Origin of the sequence: Salipiger sp., assembly GCF_048261495.1 — a bacterium.
Taxonomy (GTDB): domain Bacteria; phylum Pseudomonadota; class Alphaproteobacteria; order Rhodobacterales; family Rhodobacteraceae; genus Salipiger.
This window is the reverse complement of the sequence record NZ_JBLXFX010000004.1, coordinates 410,992-432,911: the sequence shown is the minus strand read 5'-3', so window position 1 is coordinate 432,911 and position 21,920 is coordinate 410,992. Positions and strand designations below refer to the sequence as shown.

General features: G+C 68.1%; 23 protein-coding genes and 1 tRNA gene. 17 read left to right on the top strand and 7 right to left on the bottom strand.

What is annotated here, in order from left to right; all coding sequences use genetic code 11:
- Nucleotides 1-23: 23 nt before the first annotated feature.
- The 4 genes from ACN0RJ_RS11325 (at nucleotide 24) to ACN0RJ_RS11310 (ending at nucleotide 4,704) form a co-directional block, all read left to right on the top strand.
- Complete coding sequence (locus ACN0RJ_RS11325; protein WP_417718837.1) at nucleotides 24-398, top strand: response regulator transcription factor; 375 nt, start codon at nucleotides 24-26, stop codon at nucleotides 396-398.
- Complete coding sequence (locus tag ACN0RJ_RS11320; RefSeq protein WP_417724326.1) at nucleotides 395-757, top strand: hypothetical protein; 363 nt, start codon at nucleotides 395-397, stop codon at nucleotides 755-757. Before ACN0RJ_RS11325 ends, ACN0RJ_RS11320 begins: the two co-directional genes overlap by 4 nt.
- Complete coding sequence (locus ACN0RJ_RS11315) at nucleotides 754-3,435, top strand: ATP-binding protein (RefSeq protein WP_417718839.1); 2,682 nt, start codon at nucleotides 754-756, stop codon at nucleotides 3,433-3,435. Before ACN0RJ_RS11320 ends, ACN0RJ_RS11315 begins: the two co-directional genes overlap by 4 nt.
- A gap of 96 nt (nucleotides 3,436-3,531) precedes the next feature.
- Nucleotides 3,532-4,704 carry a FliM/FliN family flagellar motor C-terminal domain-containing protein gene (locus ACN0RJ_RS11310; protein WP_417724325.1) on the top strand — a complete coding sequence of 391 codons (1,173 nt, stop codon included), beginning with the start codon at nucleotides 3,532-3,534 and terminating at the stop codon, nucleotides 4,702-4,704.
- 10 nt (nucleotides 4,705-4,714) lie between these two features.
- Here ACN0RJ_RS11310 and ACN0RJ_RS11305 read toward each other — a convergent pair whose 3' ends face one another.
- From ACN0RJ_RS11305 to ACN0RJ_RS11290, 4 genes are read right to left on the bottom strand one after another with little or no spacing between them, the layout of a single operon-like run.
- The gene (locus tag ACN0RJ_RS11305; RefSeq protein WP_417718841.1) at nucleotides 4,715-5,146 is read right to left on the bottom strand and encodes a TIGR01244 family sulfur transferase; all 432 of its coding nucleotides are present in this window, start codon (nucleotides 5,144-5,146) and stop codon (nucleotides 4,715-4,717) included.
- Nucleotides 5,147-5,157: 11 nt separating this feature from the next.
- On the bottom strand, nucleotides 5,158-5,595 hold the full coding sequence (locus ACN0RJ_RS11300) for a DUF6691 family protein (RefSeq protein WP_417718842.1): 438 nt from the start codon (nucleotides 5,593-5,595) through the stop codon (nucleotides 5,158-5,160).
- A gap of 1 nt (nucleotide 5,596) precedes the next feature.
- Complete coding sequence (locus ACN0RJ_RS11295) at nucleotides 5,597-6,022, bottom strand: YeeE/YedE family protein (RefSeq protein ID WP_417724324.1); 426 nt, start codon at nucleotides 6,020-6,022, stop codon at nucleotides 5,597-5,599.
- A 35-nt stretch (nucleotides 6,023-6,057) separates the two neighbouring features.
- Entirely contained in the window at nucleotides 6,058-6,921 is an 864-nt protein-coding gene (locus ACN0RJ_RS11290; protein WP_417724323.1) for an MBL fold metallo-hydrolase, read from the bottom strand.
- A gap of 208 nt (nucleotides 6,922-7,129) precedes the next feature.
- Here ACN0RJ_RS11290 and ACN0RJ_RS11285 point away from each other — a divergent pair, with 208 nt between their 5' ends.
- Nucleotides 7,130-7,342, top strand: a complete 213-nt coding sequence (locus ACN0RJ_RS11285) for a hypothetical protein (RefSeq protein WP_417724322.1) — start codon at nucleotides 7,130-7,132, stop codon at nucleotides 7,340-7,342.
- Between the two features lie 124 nt (nucleotides 7,343-7,466).
- On the top strand, nucleotides 7,467-9,473 hold the full coding sequence (locus ACN0RJ_RS11280) for an enoyl-CoA hydratase-related protein (protein WP_417724321.1): 2,007 nt from the start codon (nucleotides 7,467-7,469) through the stop codon (nucleotides 9,471-9,473).
- Between the two features lie 48 nt (nucleotides 9,474-9,521).
- Here ACN0RJ_RS11280 and ACN0RJ_RS11275 read toward each other — a convergent pair whose 3' ends face one another.
- The gene (locus ACN0RJ_RS11275) at nucleotides 9,522-9,737 is read right to left on the bottom strand and encodes a hypothetical protein (protein WP_417724320.1); all 216 of its coding nucleotides are present in this window, start codon (nucleotides 9,735-9,737) and stop codon (nucleotides 9,522-9,524) included.
- Nucleotides 9,738-9,868: 131 nt separating this feature from the next.
- Between ACN0RJ_RS11275 and ACN0RJ_RS11270 the strand changes: the two genes are divergently transcribed.
- Nucleotides 9,869-10,123 (top strand): DUF2312 domain-containing protein, encoded by a 255-nt coding sequence (locus ACN0RJ_RS11270; RefSeq protein WP_417718848.1) that lies wholly within the window; start codon nucleotides 9,869-9,871, stop codon nucleotides 10,121-10,123.
- A 58-nt stretch (nucleotides 10,124-10,181) separates the two neighbouring features.
- Here ACN0RJ_RS11270 and ACN0RJ_RS11265 read toward each other — a convergent pair whose 3' ends face one another.
- Nucleotides 10,182-11,063: a hypothetical protein gene (locus tag ACN0RJ_RS11265; RefSeq protein WP_417718849.1), complete on the bottom strand. Its 882-nt coding sequence runs from the start codon at nucleotides 11,061-11,063 to the stop codon at nucleotides 10,182-10,184.
- An 83-nt stretch (nucleotides 11,064-11,146) separates the two neighbouring features.
- Between ACN0RJ_RS11265 and ACN0RJ_RS11260 the strand changes: the two genes are divergently transcribed.
- From ACN0RJ_RS11260 to ACN0RJ_RS11250, 3 genes are all read left to right on the top strand, one after another.
- Nucleotides 11,147-12,802 (top strand): ABC transporter permease, encoded by a 1,656-nt coding sequence (locus ACN0RJ_RS11260; RefSeq protein WP_417724319.1) that lies wholly within the window; start codon nucleotides 11,147-11,149, stop codon nucleotides 12,800-12,802.
- A 49-nt stretch (nucleotides 12,803-12,851) separates the two neighbouring features.
- Nucleotides 12,852-12,927, top strand: a tRNA-Thr gene (locus ACN0RJ_RS11255).
- Nucleotides 12,928-13,042: 115 nt separating this feature from the next.
- Nucleotides 13,043-13,669, top strand: a complete 627-nt coding sequence (locus tag ACN0RJ_RS11250; protein WP_417718851.1) for an SOS response-associated peptidase — start codon at nucleotides 13,043-13,045, stop codon at nucleotides 13,667-13,669.
- Between the two features lie 16 nt (nucleotides 13,670-13,685).
- On the opposite strand, the gene ACN0RJ_RS11245 is transcribed toward ACN0RJ_RS11250, so the two are convergent.
- Nucleotides 13,686-14,150 (bottom strand): Lrp/AsnC family transcriptional regulator, encoded by a 465-nt coding sequence (locus ACN0RJ_RS11245; protein WP_417718852.1) that lies wholly within the window; start codon nucleotides 14,148-14,150, stop codon nucleotides 13,686-13,688.
- Nucleotides 14,151-14,257: 107 nt separating this feature from the next.
- Between ACN0RJ_RS11245 and ACN0RJ_RS11240 the strand changes: the two genes are divergently transcribed.
- The 7 genes from ACN0RJ_RS11240 to ACN0RJ_RS11210 are packed head-to-tail and all read left to right on the top strand — an operon-like array spanning nucleotide 14,258 to nucleotide 21,863.
- Entirely contained in the window at nucleotides 14,258-15,718 is a 1,461-nt protein-coding gene (locus ACN0RJ_RS11240; protein WP_417724318.1) for an aminotransferase class V-fold PLP-dependent enzyme, read from the top strand.
- Nucleotides 15,715-17,049, top strand: a complete 1,335-nt coding sequence (locus ACN0RJ_RS11235; RefSeq protein WP_417718854.1) for an MFS transporter — start codon at nucleotides 15,715-15,717, stop codon at nucleotides 17,047-17,049. The genes ACN0RJ_RS11240 and ACN0RJ_RS11235 overlap by 4 nt, the downstream gene beginning before the upstream one ends.
- A gap of 38 nt (nucleotides 17,050-17,087) precedes the next feature.
- Nucleotides 17,088-18,551 (top strand): NAD(P)-binding domain-containing protein, encoded by a 1,464-nt coding sequence (locus ACN0RJ_RS11230; RefSeq protein WP_417724317.1) that lies wholly within the window; start codon nucleotides 17,088-17,090, stop codon nucleotides 18,549-18,551.
- A complete protein-coding gene (locus tag ACN0RJ_RS11225; protein WP_417724316.1) occupies nucleotides 18,548-19,027 on the top strand; it encodes a hypothetical protein in 480 nt (159 codons plus the stop codon). Before ACN0RJ_RS11230 ends, ACN0RJ_RS11225 begins: the two co-directional genes overlap by 4 nt.
- Nucleotides 19,024-19,611: a peroxidase-related enzyme gene (locus tag ACN0RJ_RS11220; protein ID WP_417724315.1), complete on the top strand. Its 588-nt coding sequence runs from the start codon at nucleotides 19,024-19,026 to the stop codon at nucleotides 19,609-19,611. The genes ACN0RJ_RS11225 and ACN0RJ_RS11220 overlap by 4 nt, the downstream gene beginning before the upstream one ends.
- Nucleotides 19,608-20,714, top strand: a complete 1,107-nt coding sequence (locus tag ACN0RJ_RS11215) for an NAD/NADP octopine/nopaline dehydrogenase family protein (RefSeq protein ID WP_417724314.1) — start codon at nucleotides 19,608-19,610, stop codon at nucleotides 20,712-20,714. The genes ACN0RJ_RS11220 and ACN0RJ_RS11215 overlap by 4 nt, the downstream gene beginning before the upstream one ends.
- A gap of 48 nt (nucleotides 20,715-20,762) precedes the next feature.
- Complete coding sequence (locus tag ACN0RJ_RS11210) at nucleotides 20,763-21,863, top strand: ABC transporter substrate-binding protein (RefSeq protein WP_417718859.1); 1,101 nt, start codon at nucleotides 20,763-20,765, stop codon at nucleotides 21,861-21,863.
- Nucleotides 21,864-21,920 lie beyond the last annotated feature (57 nt).

Below are 21,920 nucleotides of genomic sequence, written 5' to 3'. Positions count from 1 at the left end.
CCTCGACCGGGGGAAGGGAGCGCATGTCGAAACATGTCCTGCTGATCGAGGACGAGCCGAACATCATCGAGGCGATCAGCTTCATCCTGTCCCGCGAGGGGCTGCATGTGGAGACGCACTCCGATGGCACGACCGCGAACGACCGGCTCCGGGCGAACACGCCCGACCTGCTGATCCTCGACGTCATGCTGCCGGGCAAGAGCGGCTACGACATCCTGCGCGACCTGCGCGAGGAGGCGGCGACCGCGCAGCTTCCGGTGCTCATGCTGACCGCGCGCGGCCAGACGCGCGACCGCGAGATGGCCGAACGGGCCGGGGTGAGCGCCTTCATGTCCAAGCCGTTCTCCAATGCCGAGATGGTCCGCATGGTGCGCAGCCTCGTGAACGGGGTGCCATGAGCGAGCGCGATCTGCCCCGCCCCAAGCCGCCGGTCTTTCTGGAACGGCAGGGCTACCGGCGGCGGCGGATGATGGATGCGGCGCGGGTGCTGCCGTTCTTCGGGCTGGTGCTCTGGCTCATTCCGCTGCTGTGGGAAGAGACGGGTTTCGGCGTGGTGCGGTCCTCTTCGGCCATCATCTATCTCTTCGGGGTCTGGGCGCTGCTGGTGATCGGCGCGGCGCTGATCGCCACCGCCCTGCGCGGCAGCGATTCCGATCCGGGCGCCGCCCCGACGCCGAATGCGGCGCCCGAACCGGACCCGGCGACCGCGAGCGGGCCGTCGCAGGAGGCGCCGCCGGGCAGGATCTCCGCGCCATGAGCATGCTCAACACGCTGATCCTGATCGGCATCGCCTATGCGCTGTTCCTGTTCGGCGTGGCCTTCGCCGCCGAGCGCGTGGCCAAGCGCGGGCAGGTGCGCTGGCTGCGCTCGGCCACGGTCTATACCCTGTCGCTGTCGATCTACTGCACCGCCTGGACCTTTTACGGCGCGGTGGGATCGGCGGTGCGGTCGGGGTTCGAATACCTCACCATCTACCTCGGCCCGTCGCTGGTGCTGGTCGGCTGGTGGTGGGTGCTGCGCAAGCTGGTCCGCATCGGGCGGACGCAGCGCATCACCTCGGTCGCGGACCTGATCTCGTCACGCTACGGAAAGTCCAACCTGCTCGGCATCGGGGTCACCATCCTCGCCGTCGTCGGCACCACGCCCTACATCGCGCTTCAGTTGCAATCGGTCACTCTCAGCTTCGAGGTCTTCTCGGCCGGGGATCTCGCCGCGGGCGAGGAAAAGGGCCATACCGCGCTCTGGGTCGCGGCGGGGCTGGCGCTGTTCACGGTGATCTTCGGCACCCGCAACCTCGATGCGAACGAACGGCACAACGGCGTGGTCATGGCCATCGCGGTCGAGGCCATCGTGAAGCTCGCCGCGCTGCTGGCGGTCGGGGTCTTCGTGGTCTGGGGCGCGGCGGACGGCATCGGCGACGTGCTGTCGCGGATCGACGCCTCGCCGCTCGGCCGCTGGCATATCGACGGCGGCCGCTGGGCCGGGCTGATGCTGCTGTCGGCGGCGGCCTTCCTGTGCCTGCCGCGCATCTTCCAGGTGCTGGTGGTCGAGAACGACAACGAGATGCACCTGCGCACGGCAAGCTGGGCCTTTCCGCTCTACCTCGGGCTGATGAGCCTCTTCGTCGTGCCGATCGCGGTGGTCGGCCTCGACCTGCTGCCGCCCGGATCGAACCCGGATCTCTTCGTGCTGACCCTGCCGCTGAGCCTCGGTCACGACGGGTTGGCGGTGCTGTCCTTCCTCGGCGGCTTCAGCTCGGCCACCTCCATGGTGATCGTCGCGGCGATCGCGCTGTCGACGATGGTCTCGAACCACGTGGTCATGCCGATCTGGCTGAAGGTGGCCGAAACCGGGGCCAAGGTTTCGGGGGACGTGCGCAACGTGGTGCTGCTGTCGCGGCGGCTGTCGATCATCGGCGTGGTGATGCTCGGCTTCATGTACTACCGCGTCTCGGGGGGCGGCGCGGCGCTCGCCACCATCGGGCTGGTGAGCTTTGCCGGGGTGGCGCAGGTGCTGCCCGCGATGCTCGGCGGGATCTTCTGGCGCGGCGCGACGCGGGTGGGGGCGCTGACCGGGCTCACGCTGGGGTTCGGCTGCTGGGGCTACACGCTGTTCCTGCCCAGCTTCGGCGAAGGCATCTTCCTGCCCGATGCCTGGATGACCCACGGGGCGTTCGGACTGTCCTTCCTGCGGCCGCAGGCGCTGTTCGGGATCTCGGGCATGGACCCGCTGCTGCACGCGCTGTTCTGGTCGATGACGCTCAACACCTCGGGCTTCGTGCTAGCCTCGCTCGCCAGTTTCCCCTCGCCGCTGGAGCGGTTGCAGGGCGCGCAGTTCGTCAATGTCTTCGATCATTCCACCGGGCCGCGCAGTTGGGCCGGGGGCGTCGCCCAGACCGAGGACCTGATGATCATGGCGCAGCGCATCCTCGGCCCGCGCGAGGCGCAGGCGCTGTTCAACCGCGAGGCGCAGCGCCAGGGTCTGCGGGGCATGCTGCCCGAACCCTCGCCCGAGTTCCTCGAGACGCTGGAGCGGGAGCTGTCGGGCTCCGTCGGGGCGGCGACGGCGCATGCAATGGTGGGGCAGATCGTCGGCGGCATGTCGGTGTCGGTCCAGGATCTCATGGCCGTGGCCGACGAGACCGCGCAGATGATGGAATATTCCGCCCGGCTCGAAACCCAGTCGCGGGAACTGGCGCGTACGGCGGCGCAGCTGCGCGAGGCGAATGCCAAGCTCACGCGCCTCTCGGTGCAGAAGGATGCCTTCCTCAGCCAGATCAGCCACGAGCTGCGCACGCCCATGACCTCGATCCGGGCCTTTTCCGAGATCCTGCGCGACACCGACGGGCTGAGCCCCGCGGACAAGAGCAAGTACGCCTCGATCATCCACGACGAGGCGATTCGCCTCACCCGGCTGCTGGACGACCTGCTGGACCTGTCGGTGCTGGAGAACGGGCAGGTGAGCCTGAACCTGCGCCAGGGCACGCTTGCCGGGGTGCTGGACCGCGCCATCGCGGCGGCGGCGGCCGACGACGAGGGGGTGCGCCTGCGCATCCGGCGCGATCCGGCGGCCGAACAGGTGATGCTGCACACCGATCTCGACCGGCTCGCGCAGGTCTTCATCAACCTGATCGCAAATGCCCGGAAATATTGCGATTCTCCGGTGCCGAAGCTGGATATCCGCATCCAGACCGGCGCCCGCATCGTGGTGGATTTCGTCGACAACGGCACCGGGATCAGCCGTGACGCGCAGGACATGATCTTCGAGAAATTCGCCCGTGTCAGCGATCAGAAGGCGGGCGGCGCCGGGCTCGGCCTCGCGATCTGCCGCCAGATCATGGCCCGCCTCGGAGGCGAGATCACCTATCTTCCGGGGCAGGGCGGCGCGGCCTTTCGGGTGGTGCTTCCGGCCGATCTCGCGCTTGCGGCACAATGAGCCGCGCAGCCCCGGATTCCCGGCAATCTAAAGTGCTTGGTAACCAAATCACGCCATAACTCCGGGGAGATCAGCCGGAGAACAGGCCAGAATATCATGGGAGAAGCCGCAAGACAGGATGTGCTGGGCCAGAAGGCGACAGCCGCGCGCCGCGCTTTCGAGGCGCGCGCCATGTCGCCTGCCAAGGCCCTGCGCCGGGCGCTGTCGCGCACGGCGGATGTCCTGTGGGATCTTGCGCTGGTCACGCATGGCGTCAGCCAGGAAATGCTGGATCAGGACGGGGTGATCGAATCGCTGGCGCCCGACGTGCTGCTCCTGCTGCTGGACGGTCCCGACGGGGCGATCGGCCTTGCCGCCGTCGACCGGGAGGTGATGACCGGCCTGATCGAGATCCAGACCATCCTCCAGGTCACCCAGATGCCGGTCGAGGATCGCCCCCTGACCCAGACCGACGCGGCGATGATGGGGCCGCTGATCGACGGCACCATGACCCGGCTGACGCGCTATCTCGAAGAGCATCCGCTGCTGCCGCAACTCGACGGGTTCCGCTATGGCGCGATGGTCGAGGATGCGCGCACCGCCGCGCTGCTGCTCGACGCGGCGTCCTACCGGATGTTCCGCGTCTCGATCGACCTTGCGCTCGGCCGGCGGCGCGGGGATCTGCTGCTGATCATGCCGGAACGTCCCGGCGCCGTGAAACATGCCGGCGTCGACAGCGCCGCGCCCGCCGACGAACCCGGCCCGCACGAACGCAAGATGAAGCTTCTTCCGGTGCGGATGGACGCGGTGCTGGGCCGCATCAGCCTGCCGCTGAAGGCGGCGCAGGCGCTGAAGCCGGGCGATCTGCTGCCGCTGAAGCCCGAGGCGATGGATGGGGTTACGCTGCAGGCGAGCTACGGCGTGGCCATCGCGGGCGGGCGGCTGGGGCAGATGAACGGCATGCGCGCGGTCCGCATCACCTGGCCGGAGGGTGCCGGTGCCGCCGCCGACGACGACTCGGATCAGGAGGAGCTGCCGAAGAAATCGCGCGACACGCCGAAGGCGGAGCCGGATTTTGCCGCGGAACTGGCGCAGATCGAGGATGCGGAGGAGGTGGCGCTTCCCGCCGACGCCATGACGGAGGAGCTTCCGGACCTGCCGTCCATGGCCTTCGACTCCGGCGATTTCGATCTGGATGCCGCCCTCGGCGATGGCCCGGACGAGGGGGAGGAGGCCGTACCGCTCGATTTCGACTTCGCGGCGGCCCCTCTCGATCTCCCCGAAAGCTGAGCGCGGACGCTCAGCCCTGGCGCAGCGCGATGGCGTCCAGGGTCGGGCGCAGCCCGTCGAGCTGGTAGCCCTGGCGCGCGGCCGCAAACAGGATTTCCTCGGTCGGAAGCGTTCCCGCCTGACCCAGCGCCCACATGATCGTGCTGCGCGTTCCGGACCGGCAATAGGCCAGCACCGCACCGGAGGCCCCGGCGATCAGTTCGGCATGTTGCGCGACGTCGTCCATGGACATGCCGTCGGTCGTCACGGGGATGGTGGCGAAGTCCAGCCCGGCAGCCTGCACCGCCGCGCCGATTGTTTGCGCCTGATGATCGGCCATGACCTCTTCATCGGGGCGGTTGCAGATCACGCGGGTGATGCCGGCCGCAACGATCTGCGGCACGTCTTCGACCGCGATTTGCGGGGATACGAAATATCCGGGGGCGATCTCTTTGAGTTCCATGGCCGCAATCTCTATTCTGCCGGAAGAGCCTTGTCGAGATGTGTGCGCAGATATGGTGCGATCGCCATGCCCGCCAGCATCGCCGCGACGAAGACGTAGAGCGGGGGCCCGGCAAAGCCGAGCGCCGCGATCGACGGTCCGGGGCAGAGCCCGGCCAGCCCCCAGCCCGCGCCGAAGGCGACCGAGCCGAGGATCAGCTTGCGGTCGATCCGGGTCGAGGGCGCCGGCGGAAACGGCGCGCCGGTCAGCGCGCTGCGGCGGCGCGCGGCGATCCGCCATGCCAGCGCCATCGGGATCATCGCGCCGCCCATCACGAAGGCCAGCGTCGGGTCCCAGTCGCCGAAGATGTCGAGCCAGCCCTGCACCTTGGTGGTGTCGGTCATGCCCGAGACGAGCAGTCCGGCCCCGAACAGGCTCCCGGAGAGAAGGGCGAACAGAAGTCGGATCATGTCAGATCGCTCCCAGAAGGTGGCGGAAGATCACGACGCTGACGCCGCCCGCGACGATGTAGACCAGCGTGGCGACGATCCCCCGCAGCGACAGCCGCGAGATGCCGCAGACCCCGTGACCCGAGGTGCAGCCATTGGCGATCCGCGTGCCGATCCCGACCAGCAGCCCGGCCGCGACGAGCACGGGAATCGATCCGGTGATGTGCGTGTCGGCCTCGCCGTAGAGCGGCAGGAGCAGCAGCGGCATGAGCGCCACCCCGGCCAGGAACACCGCGTTCTGCAGGCGGTCGGCGCGGGCCGAGCCGTCCACCAGCCCGCCGATGAGGCCCGAGGCCCCCATGATCCTGCCGTTGAACAGCAGGAAGACGGCCCCGGCGGTGCCGATCAGCAGGCCGCCGATCAGCCCGAGGATCCAGTCGATGTGCATGTTGCGTCCTTGTGGAAGAGGGATCCGCGCGGGGATCAGAGCTTGTTGACGGGCACCTTGAGAAAGACATCGCCGTTCTCGTCCTCGGGCGGCATCTGCCCGGCGCGCATGTTTACCTGCAGCGACGGGATGATGAGCTTCGGCATGCCGAGGGTCGCATCGCGGGCGTCGCGCATCTTCACGAAGTCCTCGGCGGAGGTGCCGCCGCCGACATGGATGTTGCGCGCCTTCTGCTCGCCCACCGTTGTCTCCCAGGCATATTCGTCGCGCCCCGGCGCCTTGTAGTCGTGGCCGACGAAGATGCGGGTGGCGTCGGGCAGGGCGAGGATCTTCTGGATCGAGGCGAACATGGTCCCGGACGAGCCTCCGGGAAAATCGCAGCGCGCCGTGCCGAAATCCGGCATGAACAACGTGTCCCCGACAAAGGCCGCATCCCCGATGACATAGGTCAGGCAGGCGGGGGTGTGGCCCGGCGTGTGCAGCACGTCGCCGCGCAGCTGGCCGATGTGCAGGCTGTCGCCCTCGACGAAGAGCCGGTCGAACTGCGACCCGTCGCGCCGGAACTCCGTCCCCTCGTTGAAGACCTTGCCGAAGGTGTCCTGCACCACGGTGATGCGGTCCCCGATGCCGATCCTTCCGCCGATCTCGCGCTGGAGATAGGGCGCGGCGGACAGGTGGTCGGCGTGGACATGGGTTTCCAGCAGCCATTCGACCTTGAGCCCGTTGTCCCGCACGAAGGCGATGACGGCATCGGCGGACCGGGTGTCGGTCCGCCCCGACGCGTAGTCGAAGTCCAGAACGCTGTCGATCACCGCGCAGGCGCTGCCGGCGGGATCACGGACCACATAGGAAATCGTGTTGGTGGCGTCGTCGAAGAATGCGTGTACCTTCGGGATCATGATGGGCCTCTCCTTCGTGTCGATCAATCATATAAGTAAAGTTGAATATGATGGCAAGGGGGGAACGGCATTGACCTCGGTCAATGTGACGCCGCGTCGGATCGGGCAGGATGCGGCCAGGGTGCGGGGCAGGGTTGCCCCGTGCGCATGAGGCCCCCGGCACCCCGGCGCAACCGCCGCGGCGTGCCATCCGGAGGAGGAAAGACCGATGACCGAAGAACTCGCGACACGTCTGGAAGATCTTGTCAGGTCGATCGCGCAGGCCGAGATCGCGGAACGCGAGGCCCTGCTGATCAAGCTTGAAAAGCTGGTCTTCGACCTCGAGGCGCGGGGGCAGGATGTCCCCCGCGAGGCGCGCGCCCATGTGCGCCCGGAATGCGACGACGGCATCGAGGACCGCTTCGACAACATGCCGGTCTGACCGCCCGGACGTTCGATTCTTGCCTTGACCGGGAGTTTGCCGTCTAATGCCGCGTAAACGCGCGGAAAACCGCGCAGAACCGGGATCAACCAGCCCCGAGGGGGCCGGAAACGGGGGCAGGCGCATGAGCGATCCGGCAGTGGTGGCGGAACAGGTGGAGCATGTGGTGCAGGACGGCATCGCGTGGCTGTCGGTGGCGAACCCCCCGGTCAACGCCCTGTCCCGGAGCACGCGGGTCGCCCTGATCGACGCGCTCGACCGCGCCGAGGCGGATCCCGGGGTCAGGATCGTCGTGCTGCAGGGGCGGGGCCATACCTTTCCCGCCGGTGCCGATATCGCGGAGTTCGACGCCCCGCTCGAAGCGCCGTGGATTCCCGAGCTTTGCGCGCGGGTCGAGGGATTCCCGAAACCGGTCGTCGCCTCGCTGCACGGCACGGTGCTGGGCGGCGGGCTGGAACTGGCGCTGGCGGCGCATTACCGCATCGCGCTTGCCTCGACCCGGGTCGGCCTGCCGGAGGTCCGGCTGGGACTGATCCCCGGCGCGGGCGGAACGCAGCGGGTGCCGCGCATGCTCGGCGCCGGGCCCGCACTGGACCTGATGCTGTCGGGGGCGATGATGCCGGTCGACGTGGCGCCGGGGCGGGCGCTGGTCGATGCGCTGGCGGACGGCGATCTGCGCGCCGCGACCGAAACCTACTGCCGCACCCTGCTGGACGAGGGCAAGGGGCCGCGCCGCAGCTCGGACATCCGCAAGGGCTTTGCCGATGCCGCCACCTATCAGAAGGCCGTCGCCGAGCGGCGGGCGATGGTCGCGCAACGCCCCGAAATCGCGCCGAGGGAGATCGTCGCCGCGGTCGAGGCGGCCTGGCTTCTGCCCTTCGAGGCGGGCCTCGCCTTCGAGGAGGACGCCTTTGCCACCTGTCTGAAATCCGACCAGTCCCGCGCGCTGCGCGGTGCCTTCTTTGCCGAACGCCGTGCGCACCGCTTCGGCTTTCCCAAGGGCACGGCGATTCCGGCGCTGGACCGGATCGCGGTGCTGGGCGGGGGGCCGCTGGCGGCGCAGCTGGTCATCACCGCGCTGAATGCGGGGCTGGGTGTCAACTGGGGCACGCGCGATCCCGATGCCATCCGCGCCGGCGTGATGCACGTGCGCGACGTCTTCCGCGAAGGGGTCGCCAAGGGCCTGCCGGAAGCGCAGGCCGAGGAGCGCATGGCGTTGCTCAAGGTCGGGGACAGCGCGCGCATGACCGAGGGCGCCGACATGATCCTGCACGCCGCGCGCGGGCAGGGCGATGTACCGGCCCCCGAGGGCGTGGTGCGCGCCGTGGTCTTTTCCGGCAGGGTGCAGGAACTCGGCCTGCGCTTTGCGCCGCCGGTCTACGGCACGCGGCTGGTCGAGGTCATCGCCGGCCCGCAGAGCACGGCGGCGCAACACGCGACGGCGCTGTCGCTGGCCCGTGCGCTGGGAAAGATCGCGATCAAGGTCCGCTCGGAGGGCGACAGCCTTGCCGGTCACCTCATGGCGGCCTGTCAGCGCGCCGCCGACGCGCTGGTCGACGCCGGCCAGACTCCCTACCGCATCGACCAGGCCTTCCGCGACTGGGGCTGGTCCCGGCCGCCGTTCCAGGCGCGCGACATGGCGGGTTTCAACGAGACGGCGGGTCAGTCCCGCGCCGAGGGCGCGCGCAACTGGTCGGTGGTCCTCGCGGATGCGGGGCGCAGCGGCCGGGCGGCCGGGCGCGGCTTCTACCTCTGGCCGGGCGACGGGCAGGCCCCGCGCGAGGAACCGGCGGTGCTGGCGGTGCTGGACGGTCTGCGCAGGCCCGCGCCGCCGATGCCGCTCGACGCGATCCGCCTCCTGGTGCTCGGCGCGATGGCGAACGAGGGCGCGCGGATGCTGGCTTCGGGCATGGCGAGCCGGCCGTCGGACATCGACATTGCGGCGGTGCTCGCGCTCGACATGCCGCGCTGGCGGGGCGGGCCGATGCACCTTGCCTCGGTGCCCGGACTGCTGGCGGTGCAGCGCGCGCTGCAGCGGTTCGATCACCCCGACCGGGCGTTCTGGACGCCCGAGCCGGTCTTTGCGGACCTCATCAAGAACGGGCGGACCTTCGACAGCCTGAACGTCTGAAGCGGGGCCGGGCCGGGGGGCAGGGTGGTCGGATAGCGGGCCGGGGCGTCAGCCGAGGAAGATCCCCATGATCACCATCATCAGCCCGATCACCGAGCAGAACAGCGAGCCCATGTTCAGCGGCACCACCCTGCGCACGACCTCGCGCAGCGCCTCGTCGGAGAGGGCGGCGCGGCGTGCCTTCCAGACCCGGACGATGCACCAGACCAGGCCCGCAAGCCCCGCGAACGAAATCGCCGCGCCCAACCAGATGAGCCAGTCCATGCCAAATCCCCCGTACTTGTGGTGCCGTCGTCGGCGGCTTGGCGGTAATCCATCCCGTCGCCTGCGGCAACCCCTTGATGGAGGCGCGATGCGGCGCTAGTCAGGCCGCACACCGGCAGGAGAGACAGGACATGCAGGACGAAGGCAGCAGCTACGGCGTCGCGGCGGGCGAACTCCGCTCGTTCATCGAGCGTTTCGAACGGCTCGAAATCGAGAAGAAGGAAGTCGCGGACCAGCAGAAGGAAGTCATGGCCGAGGCCAAGGGCCGCGGCTACGACGTGAAGGTCCTGCGCAAGGTCATCGCGCTGCGCAAGCGCGACAAGGACGACATCGCCGAGGAAGAGGCGGTGCTGGAGATGTACAAGGCCGCGCTCGGCATGGAATAGGCCGCGCCGCCCGGCGGAGGCGTGATCCTTCGGCGAAGGATCGCGGCCCCCGGCGGCGTCACGGGGCGATGACGGTGACTCCGGGGATGCGGCCGATCTCGAAGATGTCCTCTTCGTAGAGCTCGGTCAGCATCTCGACATAGACATCGTCCCAGCCGGGCAGGTCGAGTTCTTCCTCGATCGCCTCGTCCCGCGCGTATTTCTCCAGGAAGGCCGCCATCACCCGGCGCTTCTGGATCTCGTTGATGCCGGGGTTCTCCTTCAGGAAGGCGCGGAACCGTTTCATGCCCTCCGGCTCGATGATCTCCGAAAACAGATCGAAGGCACCGATGATCTTGCGGTTCATTTCGATCCCCGCCATCTCGCGGATCACCTGCCCCCAGATCAGCGGCGTATCCTCGTTGCACCACACGGTGAGCGGCATCTCGGGGCAGTCGGCGCGGATGCGGCGGATCAGGTCGGACCAGCGCAGGTGAAGCGGATCGACCCCCGACAGGAACTCGTCGAAGCTCGCCGCCGGCGTGGCCTCGTAGATCGCGGGCAGCCAGGTCGCGAAATCGCGAAGCCCGATGAAGACCTCGAACTCGTCGCCCCGGAACAGCTTCTGCATCGCGGCCAGCCTGCGCTCCGTGCGGCGGTAGAGCTTGCCGCCGCCCAGCGCCTGCTTGGGCACCGAAAGCAGGGTCTCGTGGCACAGCACCAGACGGTCGACATTCTCCGGGTCGTCGTCGAGGATCGCGTCGAGCAGGATCTCGCGCGCCTCGGCGCTCGGTTCGCCCTCGCCGAGCGAATGCAGCATGTCCAGAAGCAGCGCCCTGTAGCGCCCCGGGCCGGGTATCGCGACACCATCCTTACGAAAATCATCGGAATTGCGCAGCAGCCCCTTGAGAAGCCGGTCCTCGTCCGTACAATGCACGCCGATGTGAAGAATGACCTGCATCGCCTGTCCTGCCATTTGCTGCAAGGACGCACTATAAGCGCTTTCGTTGCAAACGAAACTGCATTCGCCCGAGAGGATCCGCGATGAGTCCGGCAGAGCACACCGCCCGGTCCGGCAGACGCCGGGCGATGCCCGAGCCCTGGTCGCTCGGGGCGGCGGTGATCGCGATCCTGGTGCTCGCGCCGATCGTCGCGGTGATCTGGATCGCGCTGTTTCCGTCCGAGAACATCTGGCCGCACCTGTTGGCGACCACCCTGCCGCGCTACTTCGGCACCACGCTGATGCTGATGGCCGGGGTCGGGGCGCTGGCCGGAAGCGCGGGGGCGGGGGCCGCCTGGCTGATCTCGCGCTACACCTTTCCGGGGCGGCGCTGGCTCGAATGGCTGCTGCTGCTGCCGCTGGCGATCCCCGCCTATGTCGGGGCCTACGCGCTGGTCGATTTCCTCGAATACGCCGGGCCCGTGCAGACCGGCCTGCGCCACCTTTTCGGCTGGCGCTCGGCGCGCGACTACTGGTTCCCCGAGATCCGCTCGCTCGGCGCGGCGGTGATCGTGCTGTCGGCGGCGCTCTATCCCTATGTCTACCTGCTGGCGCGAAATGCCTTCCGCGAACAGTCCGGCGCCTCAGAGGAGGTGGCCCGATCGCTCGGCGCCGGGGCCTTCGGGCGGTTCTGGCGCGTCGGCCTGCCGCTGGCCCGTCCCGCCATCGCCGCGGGCATGGCCATCGCCATGATGGAAAGCGTCAACGATTTCGGCACGGTCGATTATTTCGCCGTGCAGACCCTCACCACCGGCATCTTCTCGGTCTGGCTGCAAAGCAACAACGCCGGCGGCGCGGCGCAGATCGCCTCGACCGTGCTGGCCCTGGTGATCCTGCTGGTGCTGTTCGAGAAGACCTCCCGCCGCCGCATGCGGTTCTTCAACCTCTCGACGCGGCACCGCCCGGTGGAACGCAGGACGCTGCACGGCGGCGCGGCCTGGCTGGCGACACTGGCCTGCATCCTGCCCTTCGCCATGGGGTTCGTCCTGCCCGCCGCGGTGATCCTCAGCCACGCGCTCGACAATGCCCGCTTCTGGAGCGACGGGGCGCTCTGGAAGGCGGTCTGGCACACGGTTTCCGTGGGCGGCATCGCCTCGGTGGTGACGGTGCTCGGCGGCGTGTTTCTGGTCTACGGCGTGCGCCTCTCCGGGCGGGCGCTCCCGAGGCTTCTGCTGCCCGCCACCACCATCGGCTACGCCGCGCCGGGCGCGGTTCTGGGGGTCGGCATCCTGATCCCGCTCGCGGCACTCGATCACGCGCTGGCGGACACGGTCGAAACCGTCACCGGCCGTGACATCGGCCTGGTGCTGACCGGATCGGCCTTTGCGCTTGTCCTGGCCTATTTCGTGCGCTTCTTCGCCATCGCGCAGGGGGCGGCGGATGCGGCCATGGGGCGGGTGTCGCCGAACCTCGCGCATGCGGCGCGCTCGCTCGGGCGCACCCGCGGGCGCACCCTGGCCGAGATCTACTACCCCCTGATGCGCGCCTCCGTCGCCTCGGCGCTGCTGCTGGTCTTCGTCGATTGCGTCAAGGAACTCCCCGCGACCCTGCTGCTGCGCCCCTTCAACTACGAGACCCTGGCCACGCGCGTCCACGACCAGGCCTCGTTGGAAAACCTCGGAGGCGCCGCCCCCGCGGCCATCCTTGTCATCGCCGTCGGCCTCGTCGCCGTCGGCATGCTGGCGCGCGCAAACCGCTAGTTGCCTCTTGCATCGGAGGCGCGGGCTGTCATATCTCTCCCCCCACGGTGCCCCTATAGCTCAGCTGGTAGAGCAACTGATTTGTAATCAGTAGGTCCGCGGTTCGAGTCCGTGTGGGGGCACCAACTTTATCCCGAACTGGATGGTCCGTGCCTCGATCCGTCGCCGGCGGTTGCGGGGGCTGTCGCGGGACGGTCGGGGGGGCTTGCGCGGGGCGTTTCGGCGGCGTGAGATCGGGGGATGTGCGGTCGATTCGTGGATCCCAACCTCAGAAGCATCGGGCTCGATACCTCGTGGCTCAAGATCGACCCCTTTGCGGGGTGGACGCGGCGGTACAATGTCAAGCCGACGCAGGATGCGGTGATCCTGACGCCGGATCTCGTTCCGATGGTCGCGCGGTGGTGGCTGGTGCCGTCCTGGCATCGCGGCGATCTCGGGGACTGGAAGGCCACGACCTTCAACGCCCGGTTCGAGGATGCGAAGGACAAGCCGTCGTTCCGGGCGGTCTGGCGGCGGGGACGCTGCCTGATCCCGGTCGGGGGCTTCTACGAATGGACCGGGGAGAAGGGGGCCAAGCGGCCGCATTTCATCACCTCGGCCGGCAATGCCGAGACGCTGTTCCTGGCCGGTCTCGCCTCGCGCTGGCAGGAGCTTCTGACCTGCACCATCCTCACCCGTGCGGCGAACGCGGACATGCAGCCGCTGCACACGCGCATGCCCGTCATCCTCGACCCCGAGGAGCAGGACGCCTGGCTGTCGGGCTCGGACGATCCGGACCTCGGCGCGGGCGCGCGGCTGCGCCATCACCCGGTGGAGAAATTCGCGATCGCCGACGACGGGCCGGAGCTGATCGAACCGGCGGAATAGGCCGCCCGTCCGTGGCTCAGGTCAGGGGAATGGGGCGCTGTTCCACGATGGCTTCCATCGCGAAGAAGGAGGTGACGGTTTCCAGCTCCACCTCCTCGATCAGGCGCTTGTAGACCTCGTCGTAGCTGGCCATGTCGCGGGTCACGATCTTGAGCATGTAGTCGTATTCGCCGCCGATGCGGAAGAATTCGATCACGTCGGGGATCGAGGCCACATGGGTGCGGAACTGCTTGAGCCAGGCGGCGGAGTGGTAGCGCGTCTTGACCATCACGAAGACCACGAGGCCAACGCCCAGCCGCTTGCGGTCGAGCACGACCGTCCGGCTGCGGATCACGCCGGAGGCATCCAGCGCCTTGAGCCTGCGCCAGCAGGCGTTCTGGGACAGGCCGACCTTGTCGCTCAGGGCGCGCTGGGACTGGGTCGCGTCGCGCTGAAGCTCTTCGAGGATGCGGCAGTCGATATGATCTATTTTATCGGCCATTTGTCTATCATATGATTGAAAAATGCCATGTACCATCTAAATTTTTGTGAAGTTTTTTCCGTTCGTCGTGTCAGACTCTGCCCGAAGACACTTTGTGCGGAGTTGCCATGTCCCCCCTCGATCATTTTCGCGAATCCCTGGCGCGGCCGGACCTGCGGTCCTGGATCCGGGACGGGCTGATCGGCGAGAGGGCGCAGGTGCACGGGCCCTACGGGGCCAAGCCGTTGATCTATGCCGATTATGTCGCCTCCGGACGGGCGCTGGCGCAGGTCGAGGATTTCATCCGCGACGAGGTGCTGCCCTATTACGCCAACAGCCACACGCAGGCCTCCTACTGCGGGGCCTTCTCGACCCGGCTGCGCGAGGCGGCACGGGCCGAGATCGCGCGGCTCACCGGCGCGGGCGAGGGGACGACGGTGATCTTCGCCGGCTCCGGCTCGACCGCGGGGATCAACCGGGTGCTCGGGCTGGTCGACATCGCGGGCACCCTGGCGCGCGGCGCGCGGGCGGTGGTGCTGGTCGGTCCCTACGAGCACCACTCGAACCTGCTGCCCTGGCGCGAGAGCGGGGCGGAGGTCGTCGAGATCCCCGAAGCCGACGCGGGCGGCCCCGACATGGCCGCGCTGGAACGGGCGCTGGAGGCGGCGCGGGGGGCGGAGCTGATCGTCGGCACCTTCTCGGCGGCCTCCAACGTCACCGGCATCCTGACCGATGCGGACGCGGTCACGCGCCTGCTCAAGCGCCACGGGGCGATGGCGATCTGGGATTACGGCTGCGGCGCGCCCTATGTCGCGATGGACATGCGGTCGGGCACGGATGCGGCGAAGGATGCGATCGTGTTCTCGCCGCACAAGTTCCCCGGCGGGCCGGGGGCTTCGGGGGTGCTGGTGGTGCGGGATGCCGTCGCGCTTCGCAGCACGCCGACCCTTCCCGGCGGCGGCACGGTCAGTTTCGTGTCGCCCTGGGGCCATGCCTATTCCAGCCATCTCGCCGACCGGGAAGAGGGCGGTACGCCCAATGTGGTCGGCGACATCCGCGCCGCGCTTGCCATGCTGGTTAAGGAGGCGCTCGACCAGGACTGGCTGAGCAGCCGCCAGCAGGCGCTGCGCGACCGGGCGCTGGCGGTCTGGCGGCAGAACCCGCGGATCGAGATCCTCGGCAATCTCGGGGCGGCATCGCTGCCGATCTTTTCCTTCCGCATCCGCGATGCTTCCGGAAATCTCGTGCATCATCAGTTCTTCACCCGGCTTCTGAGCGACCTTCACGGCATTCAGGCGCGCGGCGGCTGCGCCTGTGCGGGCTCCTATGCGCACCGCCTTCTGAACCTCGGCAAGGCCGAGTCCGACGCCATGTTCGCCGCGCTGGACAGCGGTGCCGAGATGGAAAAACCCGGCTGGGTGCGACTGAACCTTTCGGCGCTGATGTCAGATGATAAGGTGGAGCGCATCATCACCGCCGTGAACAGCCTGGCCATGGTTGCCTCGGACTATCTGCCCGATTATCAGGCAGACCCGTCCACCGCCCGGTTCTCACCGCGCCACCCCGTCGAGGAGAGTCTCGCATCGTGACCGGCCCGCTTGCCAACCCGTCCTTCCGCACCTTGTTCATCGCGCAGGTCTGTTCGCTGGTCGGGGTCGGGTTGCTGACCGTCGCCCTGTCGCTCGCTGCCTACGACCTCGGCGGAGACGCGGCGGGCGGGCGCATCCTCGGGCTGTTGCTGGCGCTCAAGATGGTGGCCTACGTGGGCCTCGCGCCCCTTGCCGAAACGCTGCTGTCGACGGTGTCGCGCAAGCGGGCGATGGTGGCGCTGGACCTGGGGCGGATGCTGCTGCTGCTGCCGATGGTCTTTGTCGCGGCGACCTGGCAGATCGCGGCGCTGGCCTTCGTGTTCTTCGTCCTCGCGGCGGGATTCACGCCGCTGTTCCAGTCGGTCATCCCGGACGTGCTGCCGGACGAGGCGGACTATACCCGCGCGCTGGCCTGGTCGCGCATCGCCTACACGCTGGAATCGGTCCTCAGCCCGGTCCTCGCCGCGGTGGTCCTGCGGGTGGTGGCGCCGGAACAGCTCTTCCTGTTCGCCGCGCTGGCCTTTCTCGGATCGGTCGCGGCGCTGATGGCGACGCGCTTTCCGGTCGCCGAATTCCTCGACCGCAAGGGGCCGTTCCTGAAACGCGCGATGCGGGGCATGCAGATCTACCGCCGAACCCCGCGCCTGCGGGGCCTGTTCCTGCTGAACTTCGCGCTCTCGCTGGCGATGGCCTGGGTGCTGGTCAATACCGTGGTCTACGCGGGCCGGCATCTGGGCGATGCGGAACACGGCTACCCGATCCTGATGGCCTTCTACGGGCTCGGCGCCGCCTGCGGGGCGGTGATCGTGCCGCGCCTGATCCCGCGCCTGGGCGAGCGCGGAGTGATGATTGCCGGGGCGCTGGCCTTCGGCCTCCTGGGGGCGGGCTTTGCCCTGGTGCCGCCGGTGCAGGCCCTGTTCTGGCCGGTCTGGGCGGGCTTCGGGCTGGCCTCGTCGTTGGTCCTGACACCCGGCGGCCTGGTCATCACCCGCTCGGCCGCACGCAAGGACCGCCCGGCGGTCTTTGCCGCGCAATTCTCGCTCAGCCATGCCGGCTGGCTCGTGGCCTATCCGCTCGCGGGCTGGCTCGGCAGCGTGCTGTCGCTGGAATCCGCGCTGCTGGCCCTGTCCGCCGCCAGCGTCGCCGTCGCCGTCGTCGCGACACGGGTCTGGCCCTCGGCCGATCCGCTGGAACGGGTCCACAGCCACCCCGAACTGCCCGACGATCACCCCCATCTGCGCGATCTGCCCGCAGAGGGACCGGCCCACCGCCACGTTCACGCCTATCACATAGACGAACTGCATCCTTTCTGGATGTCTCGTCCAGCTTGATGCTGAACCGCACCACGGACTTGCTCTAGGATATTCGTATGCAAACGATCGACACCTCTCCCATCGACGGCCGGGGCCTTGCCGCCCTCGAAGCCCGCCTGCACGAAGACCTGGAGTTCCTGTGCTATCCCGGCAAGGACTGGGTGCCCGCCCGCGCCGGCATCACCGATGTGGTCATCATCGGCGGCGGCATGTGCGGGATGGTCGCCTGGCTGGCGCTGAGGACGGGGGGGATGCACGATGTCCGCGTGCTCGACCGGTCGCCCGAGGGGCTGGAGGGCCCCTGGCTGACCTACGCGCGGATGGAGACGCTGCGCTCGCCCAAGGTGCTGACGGGCCCGGCCTTTGGTCACGGCGCGCTTACCTTCCAGGCCTGGTTCCGCGCGCAGTTCGGCACCGAAGCCTGGGACAAGCTGGACAAGATCCCCCGGCCGCAGTGGATGCAATACCTGAAGTGGTACCGGCAGGCGCTTGATATTCCGATAGAAAACGGCGTCTCGGTCGACAGGGTCGAACCCGAGGGCGACCTGCTGCGCCTGCACCTCTCCGGCGCGGAAGAGGACAGCATCCTCTGCCGCAAGCTGATCTTCGCCACCGGACGCGACGGCACCGGCGGGCCGAACATTCCCGGTTTCGTCAAGGACCTGCCGCGCGGCGAGCTCTGGGCACACAGCGCCGACGACATCGACTTCGAACGCCTGCGCGGCAAGCGCGTGGCGGTGATCGGGGTCGGCGCCTCGGCCGTGGACAATGCCGCCGAGGCGCTGGAACACGGTGCCGCCGAGGTCCGCCACCTCGTGCGCCGCAAGCAGATGCCGACGATCAACAAGATGATGGGAATCGGCAGCTTCGGCTTTACCGCGGGCTATGCCGATCTGCCGGACGAATGGCGCTGGCGGTTCATGCAGTACAGCTTTGCCACCCAGACGCCGCCGCCGCACGGCTCGACCAGGCGGGTCAGCCGGCACGCGAATGCCCATTTCCATTTCGGCAAGGCCACGACGCGGATCGAGAAACGCGGCGCGGGGGTCGAGATCTTCTTTGCCGACGGCACCAGCTACGAGACGGATTTCGTGATCCTCGGCACCGGCTTCGTCATCGACCCCATGGCGCGCACCGAATTCGGTGCGGTTGCGGGCCAGATCCAGCTGTGGAAGGATGTGTACACGCCGCCGGAGGACGAGCAGTCGCGCGACCTGGCACAGTTTCCCTACCTCAACCCCGATTTCACCTTCCGCGAGAAGGTGCCGGGGCAGGTGCCGTGGCTGTCCAGCGTCTACTGCTTCAACTACGGCGCCTCGGCCAGCCTCGGCAAGGTCAGCGGGGATATTCCCGGCATTTCCGAAGGCGCGGCCTGGCTCGCGCGCTCGGTCGCGGCGAGGCTCTATGCCGAGGATGTCGACCTGCACTGGCAGGCGATGCAGGATTACGCCACGCCCGAACTGCAGGGCCATGAATGGACGCCTTCGGAGCTGAAGGCGAAGGAAGGACAGACCGTATGAGCATTTTCGAGACCACCACGCTGGACGCCGCGGGCATCACGCCCGGCAGCCCCGCCGGCACGGCGGCCGAAACCCGCGCCAACATTCTCGACATGGGGCAGGCGGTCGAAGCCGCCGTGCTGCGCCCGCTCTACACCGGCGGCCTCGCCCACGACCTGCGCGCCGCCCTGGCCGCGCGCATCGCCCGCCTGAACGGCGACGAGGCGCTGGCGCTGCGCTATCTCGACGGCGCCGGGGACAAGGCCGCGCTGGCCGATCCGGCAGAGCCGGGCGCGGGGCGCGAGGCCGTGATGCTGGCGTTCATGGACAAGGTCGCCGCCAGGACCCGCGATGTGGCGGCCGAGGATATCTCGGCGCTGCAGGCCGAGGGCATCTCCGACGCCGATATCGTGAAACTCTGCGAACTCAACGCCTTCATGGCCTACCAGATCCGCGTGATCGCGGGCCTGCGCCTGATGAAGGGAGAGACCGCATGAGCCGCGTCATTCACAAGTTCACCCGCAATGTCCCGCACTGGCAGCCCCGGGTGGTGCCCGTCGACCTGGCGACCGCAACGCCCGAACAGCTCGAGGCGCTGCAGGTCACGCCGTCCAACACCAAGGTGTCGGACTACGTGCTGACGCTGGCGCATGACGTGGAAAGCCTCAAGGTCCGCTCGCCGCTGTTCAACGCGATCATGTACGACCCCGGCGGCATGTCGCGGGCCGAGCGCGAACTCGGCGCCATCGCCGCGAGCATGGTCAACCGCTGCGTCTATTGTGCCGCCGTGCATGCCGACCGTCACGCCAAGATCGAAAAGGACGATTCCGTCACCGACGAACTTTTCGCAAAAGGTGAGAAAGCTGATCTAAGCCCCCGCAATCGCGCGATTTTCGACTTTTCGCGCAAGCTGTCCGAAGCGCCGTCTCAGGCCGCGCCCGAAGACATGGCGGCGCTGCGCGCGGCGGGGCTGAACGAGGAGGAGATCCTCGACCTGATCCTGTCCGCCGCGCTGTTCGGCTGGGCCAACCGGCTGATGCATGTGCTGGGCGATCCCGTCCGTCAGGAGGAAACCGCATGAGCGAGGGCGCAAGGGTCGGCATCGCGGGGGCGGGCTCCATCGCCTTCGGCACCGCGGCGCTGCTGCACACGCGGGGGCACGACCCGATGCTGTGGTCGCCCTCGGGCGCCTCGACCGAGGCGCTGAAGGGCGCGCCGCTGGTCGCGACCGGGGCCATCGAGGCCAGCTTCGCGCCGCGGGTGGCCTCCTCCGCGGCGGAGCTTGCGCGGGACAACGACGTGCTGGTGATCGCGGTGCCGGGCTACGGCCACAAGGCGGTGTTCGACGCGCTGATCCCGCACATCCGCGAGGGGCACAAGATCATCGTCTCGTCCCATGCCTCGTTCGGCGCGCTCTACCTGCGGCAGGCGCTCGAGGCGCGCGAGGTGCGCGTGCCGGTCACCGCCTGGGGCACCACCGCCGTCACCGGGCGGCGCGGAGAGGGGGCGACCGTCAAGGTCAACACCGTGCGCAAGAAGGTCGACCTCTGCACCATCCCCGAAACCTGTTCGGATTGCGCCCTTGCGGTCAGCACCTGCCTGTTCGGGGACGTCTTCGTGCAGCGCGACGGCTTGCTGGCGATCACGCTGTCCAACCTCAACCCGCAGAACCACCTCGGCATCGCGCTCGGCAACATCACCCGGATGGAGCGCGGCGAGACCTGGTCGCAGGGCCAGAACGTGACGCCGAAGGTGGGCGCGCTGCTCGAGGCGCTGGATGCCGAACGGCTGAGGATCGCCGAGGCGCTGGGGCTGAAGACCAAGACCATCTTCGAGCACTTCTCGCTGTCCTTCCATGTGCCGATCTCGTCGATTTCGGAGATGAACCAGCAGATGCACGCGCAGGGCAACGGCGGCACCGGCCCGGCCACAGCCGACAGCCGCTACGTCACCGAAGATGTGCCCTACGGCCTTGTTCCGGTTGCCATACTGGGGCGCCTTGCGGGCCATCCGGCGGAACTGCACGAGGCGGGGATCAAGATATTCTCCGCCATGTACGACCGCGATTTCACCACCGGAAACGAGCTTCTGAACGCGCTGGAGCTTGACCGCTTCAGCCTAGACGACCTGCGGCAGGCCGCCCGTACCGGGCTGTTGCAGACGGCACCGGAAACGGTGTCCTGACCCATAACGCTACGGACAAAAACTGAGCGACCCAACAGGAGAGACATGATGACAACTTTCAACCGCCGCCGTTTCCTCGGCACCGCCGCCCTGACCGGCGCGGCCCTTGCCAGCCCCGCCTACCTGCGCCGCGCCCATGCGGCCGGGGGCGAGGTCAATATCTGGACCTACAACGACTTCGTGCCCGCCGCCTTCAAGGAGCAGTTCGAATCCGAGACCGGCATCAAGGTCAACGTCCGCCTGGTCGACGACCAGGGCAAGCAGTTCAACCTGCTCGCCGCCGAAGCGCCGAACCCCACCGTGGACATCATGACCGTCGCCGGTCACCGCTTTCTGCAGTTCATCGACAGCGACCTGCTCGCGCCGCTCGACACCGACCGGCTGAGCAACTGGGGCAAGATCAACCCGACCTTCTCGGAAAGCGACTGGGCCACGATCAAGGGCGAGAAGTGGGGCGCGCCGATCCTGTCGGGGATGGAAGTGCTGTCCTACAACACCGAGCTCGTGAGCGAGGAAGAGGCGCAGACCTGGAACACCCTGTTCGACGACAAGTACAAGGGCCAGACCGCCTACGTGATCCAGGACATGATGTCGCTCATCATGCTCAAGATGGGCTATGACGGCAACATGGTCGCCTATCTGGACGATCCCGAAAAGGCCGCCGCCATCGTCGAGGAGGCCAAGCAGTTCCTGATCGAGAAGAAGCCGCTGGTGCGCAAGTACTACGACGGCGGCGCCGAGCTTCAGCAGATGTTCGTCAACCAGGACATCGCGCTGGCGCAATCCTGGAACGGCCCGGCGGCGGCGCTGATCAACGACGGCTTCCCGCTCGGCATGGCGATCCCCAAGGAAGGGTCGTACGGCTTTGTCTACACCTACAACATCGCCAACAACGCGCCGAACCTCGACAACGCCTACACCTTCCTGAACGCCATCCTCGCCTCGCCCGAGATCGGCGCGCAGATGACCAAGGCTTCGGGCTTCATCTCGACCTACAAGGGCGCGTCGGAGTTCCTGACCGAGGCGGAGCGCAAGGCGACCTCCTTCCCGGAAGAGCAACTGGCCAACCTCCAGTTCTTCCGCGCCGAGGCGAACGACATGAAGTACAAGCTCGTCGATCCGGCAGTCGAGGCCGTCAAGGCGGCCTGATCCGCCCCGCCGGCACCCGAACCCGCCCGGTGGCATCGCCGGGCGGGCCCACTCCCT

Bases quoted from the DNA above. Each gene is read 5' to 3' on its own strand.
- ACN0RJ_RS11240 (WP_417724318.1), top strand. From the start codon at position 14,258: ATGTCCCCCCTCGATCATTTTCGCGAATCCCTGGCGCGGCCGGACCTG.
- ACN0RJ_RS11245 (WP_417718852.1), bottom strand. From the start codon at position 14,150: ATGGCCGATAAAATAGATCATATCGACTGCCGCATCCTCGAAGAGCTT.
- ACN0RJ_RS11265 (WP_417718849.1), bottom strand. From the start codon at position 11,063: ATGCAGGTCATTCTTCACATCGGCGTGCATTGTACGGACGAGGACCGG.
- ACN0RJ_RS11315 (WP_417718839.1), top strand. From the start codon at position 754: ATGAGCATGCTCAACACGCTGATCCTGATCGGCATCGCCTATGCGCTG.
- ACN0RJ_RS11260 (WP_417724319.1), top strand. From the start codon at position 11,147: ATGAGTCCGGCAGAGCACACCGCCCGGTCCGGCAGACGCCGGGCGATG.
- ACN0RJ_RS11275 (WP_417724320.1), bottom strand. From the start codon at position 9,737: ATGGACTGGCTCATCTGGTTGGGCGCGGCGATTTCGTTCGCGGGGCTT.
- ACN0RJ_RS11270 (WP_417718848.1), top strand. From the start codon at position 9,869: ATGCAGGACGAAGGCAGCAGCTACGGCGTCGCGGCGGGCGAACTCCGC.
- ACN0RJ_RS11280 (WP_417724321.1), top strand. From the start codon at position 7,467: ATGAGCGATCCGGCAGTGGTGGCGGAACAGGTGGAGCATGTGGTGCAG.
- ACN0RJ_RS11220 (WP_417724315.1), top strand. From the start codon at position 19,024: ATGAGCCGCGTCATTCACAAGTTCACCCGCAATGTCCCGCACTGGCAG.
- ACN0RJ_RS11325 (WP_417718837.1), top strand. From the start codon at position 24: ATGTCGAAACATGTCCTGCTGATCGAGGACGAGCCGAACATCATCGAG.
- ACN0RJ_RS11310 (WP_417724325.1), top strand. From the start codon at position 3,532: ATGGGAGAAGCCGCAAGACAGGATGTGCTGGGCCAGAAGGCGACAGCC.
- ACN0RJ_RS11215 (WP_417724314.1), top strand. From the start codon at position 19,608: ATGAGCGAGGGCGCAAGGGTCGGCATCGCGGGGGCGGGCTCCATCGCC.
- ACN0RJ_RS11300 (WP_417718842.1), bottom strand. From the start codon at position 5,595: ATGATCCGACTTCTGTTCGCCCTTCTCTCCGGGAGCCTGTTCGGGGCC.
- ACN0RJ_RS11305 (WP_417718841.1), bottom strand. From the start codon at position 5,146: ATGGAACTCAAAGAGATCGCCCCCGGATATTTCGTATCCCCGCAAATC.
- ACN0RJ_RS11285 (WP_417724322.1), top strand. From the start codon at position 7,130: ATGACCGAAGAACTCGCGACACGTCTGGAAGATCTTGTCAGGTCGATC.
- ACN0RJ_RS11230 (WP_417724317.1), top strand. From the start codon at position 17,088: ATGCAAACGATCGACACCTCTCCCATCGACGGCCGGGGCCTTGCCGCC.
- ACN0RJ_RS11210 (WP_417718859.1), top strand. From the start codon at position 20,763: ATGACAACTTTCAACCGCCGCCGTTTCCTCGGCACCGCCGCCCTGACC.
- ACN0RJ_RS11320 (WP_417724326.1), top strand. From the start codon at position 395: ATGAGCGAGCGCGATCTGCCCCGCCCCAAGCCGCCGGTCTTTCTGGAA.
- ACN0RJ_RS11225 (WP_417724316.1), top strand. From the start codon at position 18,548: ATGAGCATTTTCGAGACCACCACGCTGGACGCCGCGGGCATCACGCCC.
- ACN0RJ_RS11250 (WP_417718851.1), top strand. From the start codon at position 13,043: ATGTGCGGTCGATTCGTGGATCCCAACCTCAGAAGCATCGGGCTCGAT.
- ACN0RJ_RS11295 (WP_417724324.1), bottom strand. From the start codon at position 6,022: ATGCACATCGACTGGATCCTCGGGCTGATCGGCGGCCTGCTGATCGGC.
- ACN0RJ_RS11290 (WP_417724323.1), bottom strand. From the start codon at position 6,921: ATGATCCCGAAGGTACACGCATTCTTCGACGACGCCACCAACACGATT.